Source organism: Curtobacterium sp. MCSS17_008, from assembly GCF_003234185.1.
Classification (GTDB): domain Bacteria; phylum Actinomycetota; class Actinomycetes; order Actinomycetales; family Microbacteriaceae; genus Curtobacterium.
Window position 1 is genome coordinate 287,094 of the sequence record NZ_QKSM01000003.1, and the last position, 10,521, is coordinate 297,614.

Here is a 10,521-nt window from a genome sequence, read left to right on the forward strand (position 1 = left end):
CGTAGCCCCGGCGGCGCAGCTGGTGCGGCGGCGTCGCGACGGCAGCCGCTCGCGGGCGTTCCGGTCGCACGACCCGCCGCTCGCGAGCGTTCTGGTCGCACGACCCGCCGCTCGCGGGGAAGTCGAGCGGCATGTCCTGCGACCGGGGCGCCCCCCTGAGCGGCCCACCCAGCACGGCGCCGGAGGCCCCGGGACGAGCGGCGCGCCGTCGCGTTGCGCGCGTGAGCGCTCACGTGCCAGGATGTGAGCGCTCACGCAGGACGACGAGGTCTCGGGAGGACACATGAGCGACGACCGCCGGCAGCAGGTCGAGGACGGCCGCACGACGCTCGGCATCGAGCTCGGCTCCACCCGCATCAAGGCCGTGCTCGTCGACGAGCAGCTCCGGCCCCTCGCGAGCGGCTCGCACGAGTGGGAGAACGAGTACGTCGACGGCCGCTGGACCTACCCGCTGATCGCCGTCGAGACCGGGGTCCGAGCGGCCTACGCCGACCTGGTCGCCGACGTCGAGCGGCAGTACGGCGTCCGTCCGACCAGCTTCCGCGCGGCCGGTGTCTCCGCGATGATGCACGGCTACCTGGCGTTCGACGCGGACGGCGAACTGCTCGTGCCGTTCCGCACCTGGCGCAACACCTCGACCGGCCCCGCTGCCGAGCGCCTCAGCGCCGCGCTCGACTTCAACGTGCCGCAGCGCTGGTCGGTCGCGCACCTGTACCAGGCGGTCCTCGACGACGAGCCCCACGTCGCCCAGCTCGCCGGCATCACCACCCTCGCCGGCTACGTGCACCGGATGCTCACCGGCCGCGACGTCCTCGGCGTCGGCGACGCGAGCGGCATGTTCCCGATCGAGTCCGGCCCGGTCGAGAGCGCCCCGGGCGAGCCCGGTCGCCGCGATTACGACGCCGCCATGCTCGCCACCGCGCAGGAGCTGCTCGGCGAGCACGTCCCCGACCTCCGCGCCCTGCTGCCCGAGGTGCTCGTCGCGGGTGAGGACGCCGGCGCGCTCACCGCCGAGGGTGCCGCGTGGCTCGACCCGACCGGCACGCTGCGCCCCGGCGTGGCGTTCTGCCCGCCCGAGGGCGACGCCGGCACCGGCATGGTCGCCACCAACGCCGTCGCCCCGCGCACCGGCAACGTCAGCGTCGGCACGAGCATCTTCGCGATGGTCGTGCTCGAGCGGGCACTGTCCAGCGCGCACGAGGAGCTCGACGTCGTCACCACCCCGAGCGGCGACGCCGTGGCGATGGTGCACTGCAACAACGGCGCGAGCGAGATCGCCGCGTGGGCCCGGGTGTTCGGCCGGTTCGCCGACGCGACGAGCGAACGGACCGGCGGCGCCGCCGTGGGCATCGACGACGTCTACGCCACGCTCCTGACCGAGGCCGCCGATGCCGACCCGGACGCGGGCGGGCTCCTTTCCTTCAACTACCTCGCCGGCGAACCCGTCACGGGCGTCGAGGACGGCCGCCCCCTGCTGCTCCGCACGCCCGGGGCCCGCTTCACGCTCGGCAACCTGGTCCGCTCGGAGGTGCACGGCGCCTTCGCGACGCTCGCCATCGGCATGGACGTCCTGCACGGCGAGCACGTCGCGGTCGACCGGATGACCGCGCACGGCGGGCTGTTCCGGACACCGGGCGCCCCGCAGCGCCTGCTGGCAGCCGCGCTCCGTGTCCCGGTCGCCCTCGAGGAGACCGCGGGCGAGGGCGGCGCCTGGGGGATCGCGGTCCTCGCGGCGTACCTGGAGCACACCGACCGGCCGCTCGAGGACTTCCTCGCCGACACCGTCTTCCGCGGCGACGCGGTGCACGTGGCCGAGCCCGAGCAGCGCGACGTCGACGGCTTTCAGGACTACCTCGCCCGCTACCGCGCCGCCCTGCCCGTGCAGGACGTGGCGGCAGCGGCGACGCGTACCGGCGCGACGGCGGACCAGGACGCACCGACCGACCAGGGCGAGCCGACCGACGTGGTCGAGGCGCGCCTCCAGACCGAGCAGGAGCCGATCCGATGACCGACCCGAGCCAGCAGCCCGACCAGGCGATCCAGGAGGCGGTGGCCGCCGCGCGCGAGCGCGTCGCGCGCCTGCACGGCGAGCTCGTCCGCTACGGGCTCGTCATCTGGACCGGCGGCAACGTGTCCGAGCGGGTCCCCGGCACCGACCTGTTCGTCATCAAGCCGTCCGGCGTGGCCAGCGACGACCTGACGCCGGAGAACCAGGTGGTCTGCACCCTCGACGGTGTGCCCGCCGACGGGTGGGGCAACGCGCACGGACCGTCGTCCGACACCGCGGCGCACGCCTTCGTCTACCGGAACATGCCCGAGGTCGGCGGCGTCGTGCACACGCACTCGACGTACGCCACGGCGTGGGCCGCCCGCGCCGAGGAGATCCCGTGCGTCATCACGGCGATGGCGGACGAGTTCGGCGGCCCGATCCCGGTCGGTCCGTTCGCGATCATCGGCGACGACTCGATCGGCCGCGGCATCGTCGACACCCTCGCCGGTCACCGGAGCCGCGCCGTGCTCATGCAGAACCACGGCGTCTTCACGATCGGCAAGGACGCGAAGGACGCCGTCAAGGCGGCGGTGATGTGCGAGGACGTCGCACGCACCGTGCACATCGCGAAGCAGGGCGGCGAGCTCGTGCCGATCGCCCCCGACGACATCGACCGACTCTTCGACCGCTACCAGAACGTCTACGGACAGAACCCCGAAGGAGCCATGCGATGACGCAGGTGAACCCCCAGGCCACCCTCGACAGCTACGAGGTGTGGTTCCTCACCGGGTCGCAGGGCCTGTACGGCGAGGAGACGCTGCGCCAGGTCGAGGAGCAGTCGCGTGCCGTGCACGAGTCGCTCGCCGGCGCGCTCCCCGTGAAGCTCGTCTGGAAGCCGGTGCTCAAGGACGCCGACGGCATCCGCCGCGCGCTCATCGAGGCCAGCGCCGACGACAAGGTCATCGGGGTAACGACGTGGATGCACACGTTCAGCCCCGCGAAGATGTGGATCGGCGGGCTGCAGGCGCTGACGAAGCCGCTGCTGCACCTGCACACCCAGGCGAACGTCGCGCTGCCGTGGGGCGACATCGACTTCGACTTCATGAACCTCAACCAGGCCGCGCACGGCGACCGCGAGTTCGGGTACGCCCTGGCGCGCCTCGGTGTCCGGCACGCGACCGCCGTCGGGCACGTCTCCGACCCGCGCGTGCAGCAGCGGGTGTCCGACTGGACCCGTGCCGCCGCCGGTGCGGCCGCCGTGCGTGAGCTCAAGCTGACGCGCTTCGGCGACAACATGCGCTACGTCGCCGTCACCGAGGGCGACAAGACCGAGGCGGAGATCGAGCTCGGCGTGCAGGTGAACACCTGGGCGGTCAACGAGCTCGCCGCCGCGGTGGAGTCGGCCGAAGCCGACACGGCAGCGATCGACGCGCTCGTCGCCGAGTACGACCGGTCCTACGACCTGGTGCCGGAGCTGCAGGACGGCGGCGACCGTCGCCAGGCGCTCCGCGACGGTGCCGCGATCGAGCTCGGCCTCCGCGCGCTCCTGTCGCAGAACGGTTCGGCCGCGTTCACGACGAACTTCGAGGACCTCGGCACGCTCAAGCAGCTGCCCGGCCTCGCGGTGCAGCGGCTCATGGCCGACGGGTACGGCTTCGGCGCCGAGGGCGACTGGAAGACCGCCGTCCTCGTCCGCGCGATGAACGTCGCGGGCGCGGGCCTGCCCGGTGGTGCCTCGCTCATGGAGGACTACACGTACGACCTCACCCCGGGCGCCGAGAAGATCCTCGGCGCGCACATGCTCGAGGTCTCGCCGACGCTCACCACGACGAAGCCGACGCTGGAGATCCACCCGCTCGGCATCGGCGGCAAGGACGACCCGGTCCGCCTGGTGTTCACCGCCGACGCGGGCGAGGCCGTCGTCGTCGCCCTGTCGGACACCCGCGACGGCTTCCGCCTCACCGCGAACGTCGTCGACGTCGTGCCGCCCACCGAGGCCCTGCCGAAGCTCCCCGTCGGCCGCGCCGTCTGGGAGCCGCGGCCGTCCTTCCCCGTCGCAGCGGAGGCCTGGCTCACCGCCGGCGCCGCCCACCACACCGTCATGACGACCGCCGTCGGCCTGCAGGTCGTCGAGGACCTCGCGACCATGGTCGGCACCGAGTTCCTCGTCATCGACGAGCACACCACGGCCCGCGGCTTCCGCGACGAGCTGCGCCTGCAGCAGGCGTGGCACCGTCTCGACCGCGGGTTCTAGGGCCGTGACCGTGGCCGCGACGACCCGCACCAACTGGGCGGGGAACGTCACCTACCGCGCCTCCGCGCTGGCCCGCCCCACCTCGGTGGCGGACCTGCAGCAGCTCGTCGCGGCCACGCCGCGCCTGACGGCGCTCGGCTCGACGCACTCGTTCAACGAGATCGCCGACACCGACGCCGTCCAGGTCACGCTCACCGACATGCCGCCGGTGGTCGACGTCGACACCGACCGCCGCGTGGTCCGGGTCGCCGCCGGCATGACGCACGCGCGGGTGGCGTCCGGACTGGAGGCCCGTGGCTGGGCACTCGCGAACCTCGCCTCCCTGCCGCACATCTCGGTCGCCGGAGCCGTCGCCACCGGCACGCACGGCTCCGGCGTCCGCAACCCGTCGCTCGCGCAGGCGGTGGTCGGCCTCGAGGTCGTGCGCGCCTCCGGGTCGCTCGACCGGGTCGACGCGTCGACCCCGGACGGTGCCCTCGACGCGCACCGGGTGGCGCTGGGCGCGCTCGGGGTCGTCACGGCCGTCGAGCTCGCGATCGAGCCGACGTTCCGGGTCGCCACGACCGTGCACCTCGACCTGCCGTGGGACGCCGTGCTCGCGCACTTCGACGCGGTGATGTCCGACGCGTACTCGGTGTCGCTGTTCACCTCGTTCGACGACCGCGGCGCCCGTCAGGTCTGGACGAAGCACCGCGTGGACGATCCCGCACCGGCGGTCGACCTCGTCGCGCTCGGCGCCCGCCGTGCCGACGGTCCGGTGCACCCGGGGGAGAACGACCCCGCGGGCGTCACCGAGCAGGGCGGCGTGCCCGGGCCGTGGGCCGAGCGGTTGCCGCACTTCCGGTCCTCGTTCACGCCGTCCACCGGCGCGGAGATCCAGGCGGAGTACCTGATCCCCGCGGCGCACGCCGGGGCCGCGCTCGAGGCGCTCCGACCGCTGGAGCCGCTGTTCCGGCCGATCCTCATCGCGGCCGAGGTCCGGACGATCGCCGCCGACACCGCGTGGCTCGCGCCGTCGTCGGAGCGGCAGTCGGTGGGGGTGCACTTCACCTTCCGTCGGGACGCCGCGGCCGTCGCAGCGGCGGTGGAGCGGATCGAGGAGGTCCTCGCACCCTTCGACCCCCGCCCGCACTGGGGCAAGGTGTCGGCGGCCGGGGTCGACCGGCTCCACGAGGCCTACCCGCGGCTCGACGACTTCGCTGCGCTCGCGCGGGACCTCGACCCGGCCGGGCGGTTCCGCAACGCGTTCCTGGCGCGCGTGCTCTCCTGACCGCGGATCCGGCGTCGGTTCCCAGCGCTCTCGCACCGGTTCGACGGGTGGCGCACTGCTCCGTCGCTGAGTGCTCACATGTGTGATCACAAAGGTTGGACCATGGCGAACCTCAACCGGATCCTCGGCATGGCCTCGAAGGTCATCGACAAGCAGATGCAGAAGCAGCGCGCGCAGGGGAACGCCGCCGCTGGGAACCAGCAGTCGTCGGGTGGGACGGACTGGCGCGACATCGTCCGCACCGCTGCGGACAAGCTCACGGGCGACGACCGTTCGCGGCAGCAGCCGAATCAGCAGCAGTACGGCCAGCAGCAGGACGGCCAGCAGCAGTACGGCCAGCCGTCGTACGGCCAGTCGCAGCAGCACTCGCAGCAGTACGGCCAGCCGCAGCCGGCGCAGCAGCACCGCGGTCAGGCCGACCCGGACAAGGTCGCGCTCGCCAAGTACGACTACCTGCTCCGGACGTCGAGCCCCGACCAGCTCGAGCAGGTCCACCACGACGCCTTCGCCCGCCTCACGCCGGCGCAGCGCCAGCAGGTCCGCGACCGGCTGAACTCCGAGCTCCCGCCGCACGAGCACCTGCGTGACGACTCGTCGGGCAGCATGGCCCGGGCGATGACCCGCGGGGAGATGTCGCGCCCCGGTCTCATCCGCCGCGTCCTCGGCGGAACCCGTCGGTCCGACGGTGGTCGGGGCGGGGCCTTCGCCGGTGGTGCTGCGGTCGGTGCCGGCGCGATGGCCCTCGGCGGCCTGGCGGTGGCGGTCGCCGGTGGTGCGGTCGTCAGCGCGGCGGCCGCTCCGGTCCTCGCCGGGGCAGCGGACCTCGGTGTCGACTTCGAGGGCATCGCGTCGGGCATGGGCGACCTCGGCCTGGCGGACCTCGGCGGCGGTGTCGAGGGCTTCGCGGCCGAGGGCGAGCAGTTCCTCGGCGGGCTTGGCGAGCAGGCGAGCGGGCTGGGCGAGCAGGCGAGCGGGCTCGGCGAGCAGGCGTCGAACCTCGGCAACGACTTCCTCGGCGGCCTGTTCGACCGCTGACGACGCCCGGCGGCGCGTTCACTCCCGGCGAGCGAGCGCGTCGCCGACGGTACTGCGGTAGTACAGCACCGCCCGGCCGTACCGCGTGCGGTTGAGCAGGCCGCCACGCTCCATCACCCGCAGGTGCTGGTTCACCGCCGACGTCGAGACGCCGAACCGCATCGCGAGGTCGGTCGACGACGTCGGCTCGCCGAGTGCGTCGAGGAGCGCGGCGCGCGTCCGGCCGAGCAGGTCCCGCACCGCACCCGCATCGGGTTGCGACGCGGTCGACCACATCGCGCCCTGACCCCGCGCCGGGTACATCACCGTCGGCGGCAGGTCGTCGTCGATCGGGGTGGACGCCCGCACCACGAAGACCGACGGCACGAGCGTGAGCCCCTCGCCCTGCACGGGGCGGTCCCGGGCGATCGGGCTGTTCAGCCGGACGTCCAGGTGTCGTCCGTCGAACCGGACGGACTCCGACAGCCCGGAGAGCACGGCTCCGATGCCCTCGTGCGCGGCGGTGCGCCCGCGGTGGGTGACGTCGGCCTGCAGCACGCGCCGCATGCGGGGCCAGTACGGGGCGAAGCAGATCTCCCAGGTCGTGGCGAGCGCGCGCTGCAACCGCTCGACCACGTCGGCGTGCCTCCCGACGAAGGCGTCCGGCACCGTCCCGTGCACCCGTTCGAGGTCGGTGCGCAGCCGGGCGGGTGTGATCCGTCCCAACGTCCGGAGCTCGTCGTCGAACGAGGTCAGCGGTGACTCCGGCCGCGGGTTGACGAAGTCCGCGACCCACCGGCGCTCGTCGACCAGGCCCGCCAGGACCGCGCGGTCGAGGACCGGCAGGGCTCCCGCGATGCGGTCGAGCCACGGCTGCTGCAGCGGGTAGCGCTCGGGAGCCCGGAACGCGCGGAGCCCGAGCCCGAGCTCCGACAACGGGGAGATGCCGAAGCGCACGGCCGAGACGTCACCCGGTTCCAGGCGGTAGCGGATCATGAAGCCAGAACCTACATCTGTTCGTCCTGGTCCGCGGCGCTGCCAGAACTGCATCGTGAGCACCACCGAGCAGCAGGTCACGATCCGCACCCTCGTCCGCCGGGACACCACGCTGCGACGGCTCCTCACGGTCACGCTCGTCGACACCCTCGGCCGCGGCGCGTTCTTCACCCTGACGTCCCTCTACCTCATCACGATCGTGGGCATCCCCGCCGTCGCGGTCGGCCTCGGCCTGACGGTGGCCGGCGCGGTCGGGGTCGTGTCCTCGCTGACGTTCGGGCACCTCGCCGACCGGTTCAGCGCGCGGCGCATGCTCGTCTGGCTGCACGTCGTCCAGGGGCTCGCCCTCGTCGCCTACGTGCTCGTCCAGGACCTCACGACCCTGATCGTCACCGCATCGGTCGTCACGCTCGCACAGCAGGGCGGCGGGTCGGTCCGGAGCGCCGCCATCGGTCGGGCGTTCCCGGGGTCCGAGCGCGTCCGCGTGCGCGCGACGATGCGGACCGTCACGAACGTCGGCATCGGCATCGGGACGGCGCTCGCCGCGATCCCGCTGGCGATCGGCACCGGTGAGGCGTACCGGGTGACGATGGTGGTGTCCGGGTTGCTCTTCGTCTCCTCGGCGTTCCTCGTCGCCGGGCTCTCGCCGTCCCGCATCGACCCCGCGCCGGCCGACCGGACCGACACCGGCACGATCCTGCGTCGCGAGCTCACCGGCCGGAGCCCGTACCGGGACGTCCGGTTCCTCACGGTCGCCGCGCTGACGGGTGTGTTCGGCATGCAGTTCGGCGTGTTCGAGATCGCGGTCCCGCTCTGGGTGGTGCAGCACACGGTCGCGCCGGACGTCCTGGTCTCGCCGCTCCTGCTCGTGAACACCGTGGTGGTCGTCCTGCTCCAGGTCCGGATGAGCCGGGGGACCGACACCGTCGCCGGCGCCGCCCGGGTGATGCGGCGCGCCGGGTGGGTGATGGCGCTCGCGTGCGGGCTGTGGGCAGCCGCGGGCTGGATCCGTGGCGACGACTGGGTCCCGGCGGCGATCGCGACCGCGGTGCTCGTCGGGGCGGCGATCGCGCACACGCTCGCCGAGATCACCTCGAGTGCCGCCGGGTGGGCGCTGAGCTTCGAGCTGGCACCGGCGGATCGCATCGGCGCCTACCAGGGGGTGTACGGCACCGGGTACGCCGTCGCGGCGATGGTCGCCCCCGCCGTGGTGACGCTCACGGCGATCGACCTCGGCACCCCGGGCTGGGCGGTCCTCGCGGTCGTGTTCCTGGCCGCGGCCCTCGGCGTCTCGGCGATCGCCGGGCGCGTGGCGCGCACGTCGGCACCGGCCTGACCGAGGCGCGCACGCGCCTCCCGGCCGCCTACCGCCCGAAGGGGTGGGAGGCGCCGTCGTCCATCCGCTCCAGGACGGCGACCGCCCGGCGGGCCCGCCGCACCGAGTCGGCGAGCCCGTCGTCGGACATCAGAAGTACGTGATGCCGTGCGGCGTGCGGGCCGGGGTGAGCATCGCGCGGAACAGCGCCGGCGCTGCCGGGTCCACCGCGCGCACGAGGCCGGCAGCCGCGAGGGTGACCGGTGACACCGAGCCGATGAGCACCGCACCGAGGTCCGCCACGTCCAGCCGCAGGTCGGCCTCGCCGGAGTCGTCCCCCGACGTGCGCGTCACCGTGCCCTGCCCGTCGACCACGTCCAGGCGGTAGGTGCCCGCGGCGAAGCCCATCGCGTCGGTGACCGCGAGCACGATCGACCCGTCGACCGCGTACGGCCGCGAGGTCAGCACCGCCGGTACGTCGAGCACCCGCAGCCAGACGTGGTCCTCCTCGTGCTCGACGTCGTACGCGCGGTTGTCACCGAGCGCCGCGACGATCGGGTCGTCGAGGCGCGAGCGGTTGTACGCGACCACGTCGTTCAGGTCGATCGAGAGCAGGAACTCCCACAGCGACAGGTAGGCCGCGTCGGTGGCGTACACGAGGTCGACGACCTCGAGCACGGTCTCGCCCTTGCCCTCCTTCACCCGCCAGGTCACGTAGCCGTCGACCTCGTCGGAGTCCTCGGGGCGGTGCACGGCGGCGCGGACGTCCTTCGCCGGCTGGCCGTCGCCGTTCCGCAGCCCGAACACGATCGGCCAGGTGCCGGTGTTCCGCACCATCGACCCGGGGGTCCGGGCGTCGAACCGGTCGAACACCGCGCGGCCGGTACCGGCGGCGAGCCACTCGGGTGTGACGACGGCGACCGTGCCCGTGGTCGGTGCGAGCAGGGGCAGCGCCCGCTCGCGACGGACCCGCACCGCACGCTCACGGATGGCGCAGCCGAAGCCGAAGCGACGGTAGATCGTGCCCTCGGAGGCGGTGAGCGACGCGACGGCGTACCCCTCGGCGACGCCGCGCTCGAGCGCGTGGGTCATCATCCGGCGCAGGATCCCGCGCCGGCGCTCGGTCGGACGCACGGTCACGGCGGAGATCGCCTGCGTGTCGATGGCTGCGCCGTCACCCCAGGTCAGCCGCTTGCGGAACCAGGTGAAGGTGCCGGCCGGCCAGGTCTCGTCCACGGAGCCCGGGAACGGGTCACGCAGGTACACGCCGAGGAACGTCTCCTGGTCCGCGACGAAGTGCGACGCCATGCGCGCCACACCTTCGGCGTCGGGGTGGGGCTCGTGGAACCCGAGCCCGACGGCGCGCATCCACGCCTCGGTCTCCGGCGTCGGTGCCCCCTGGTCGTCGGTCGTCGGAGCGAACTCGCGGAGGTCGTACCGGTCGTCGAACGCATCGTTGCTGGCCACGAGCCGACCCTACCGGTGCGTCGCGCGCGGGCGCCTCCCTCCTGCGACGGAGCAGGGACCGTCGGGTGGACGGTGCCGACCCGACCCCGTCGGCCCGGCCGACACTGACCGGCCGCCCCGCCGTCCTGCCGTCCCGCCCCGCCCGCCCCGCCGTCCTGCCGTCCCGCCCGCGGTCGCCGAGGTCGCACGACACGCCGCCCCTCGCAGAGTCGAGC

At 73.7% G+C, this 10,521-nt stretch carries 8 protein-coding genes; 6 read left to right on the forward strand and 2 right to left on the reverse strand.

Going from position 1 to position 10,521, the window contains the following annotated elements:
• Window positions 1–283: 283 nt before the first annotated feature.
• From DEJ23_RS05710 to DEJ23_RS05730, 5 genes are all read left to right on the forward strand, one after another.
• Window positions 284–2,008: a xylulokinase gene (locus tag DEJ23_RS05710; protein ID WP_111239272.1), complete on the forward strand. Its 1,725-nt coding sequence runs from the start codon at window positions 284–286 to the stop codon at window positions 2,006–2,008.
• Window positions 2,005–2,724 (forward strand): L-ribulose-5-phosphate 4-epimerase, encoded by a 720-nt coding sequence (locus tag DEJ23_RS05715; protein WP_111239273.1) that lies wholly within the window; start codon window positions 2,005–2,007, stop codon window positions 2,722–2,724. Before DEJ23_RS05710 ends, DEJ23_RS05715 begins: the two co-directional genes overlap by 4 nt.
• On the forward strand, window positions 2,721–4,244 hold the full coding sequence (araA, locus tag DEJ23_RS05720) for an L-arabinose isomerase (protein ID WP_111239274.1): 1,524 nt from the start codon (window positions 2,721–2,723) through the stop codon (window positions 4,242–4,244). Before DEJ23_RS05715 ends, araA begins: the two co-directional genes overlap by 4 nt.
• Window positions 4,245–4,254: 10 nt before the next feature.
• Window positions 4,255–5,514: an FAD-binding protein gene (locus DEJ23_RS05725; protein ID WP_111239325.1), complete on the forward strand. Its 1,260-nt coding sequence runs from the start codon at window positions 4,255–4,257 to the stop codon at window positions 5,512–5,514.
• 102 nt (window positions 5,515–5,616) lie between these two features.
• Complete coding sequence (locus DEJ23_RS05730) at window positions 5,617–6,549, forward strand: cation-transporting ATPase (RefSeq protein WP_258375275.1); 933 nt, start codon at window positions 5,617–5,619, stop codon at window positions 6,547–6,549.
• A gap of 18 nt (window positions 6,550–6,567) precedes the next feature.
• On the opposite strand, the gene DEJ23_RS05735 is transcribed toward DEJ23_RS05730, so the two are convergent.
• Entirely contained in the window at window positions 6,568–7,524 is a 957-nt protein-coding gene (locus tag DEJ23_RS05735; RefSeq protein WP_111239275.1) for a DUF5937 family protein, read from the reverse strand.
• 55 nt (window positions 7,525–7,579) lie between these two features.
• Here DEJ23_RS05735 and DEJ23_RS05740 point away from each other — a divergent pair, with 55 nt between their 5' ends.
• Window positions 7,580–8,860, forward strand: coding sequence for an MFS transporter (locus tag DEJ23_RS05740; protein ID WP_181429132.1), 1,281 nt, complete (start codon window positions 7,580–7,582; stop codon window positions 8,858–8,860).
• Window positions 8,861–8,989: 129 nt separating this feature from the next.
• Here DEJ23_RS05740 and DEJ23_RS05745 read toward each other — a convergent pair whose 3' ends face one another.
• Window positions 8,990–10,306 (reverse strand): GNAT family N-acetyltransferase, encoded by a 1,317-nt coding sequence (locus DEJ23_RS05745; RefSeq protein WP_111239277.1) that lies wholly within the window; start codon window positions 10,304–10,306, stop codon window positions 8,990–8,992.
• Window positions 10,307–10,521: the final 215 nt, after the last annotated feature.

Excerpts from the sequence above, each read along its gene's own strand:
- araA (WP_111239274.1), top strand. The coding sequence starts at position 2,721 with ATGACGCAGGTGAACCCCCAGGCCACCCTCGACAGCTACGAGGTGTGG.
- DEJ23_RS05715 (WP_111239273.1), top strand. The coding sequence starts at position 2,005 with ATGACCGACCCGAGCCAGCAGCCCGACCAGGCGATCCAGGAGGCGGTG.
- DEJ23_RS05730 (WP_258375275.1), top strand. The coding sequence starts at position 5,617 with ATGGCGAACCTCAACCGGATCCTCGGCATGGCCTCGAAGGTCATCGAC.
- DEJ23_RS05735 (WP_111239275.1), bottom strand. The coding sequence starts at position 7,524 with ATGATCCGCTACCGCCTGGAACCGGGTGACGTCTCGGCCGTGCGCTTC.
- DEJ23_RS05710 (WP_111239272.1), top strand. The coding sequence starts at position 284 with ATGAGCGACGACCGCCGGCAGCAGGTCGAGGACGGCCGCACGACGCTC.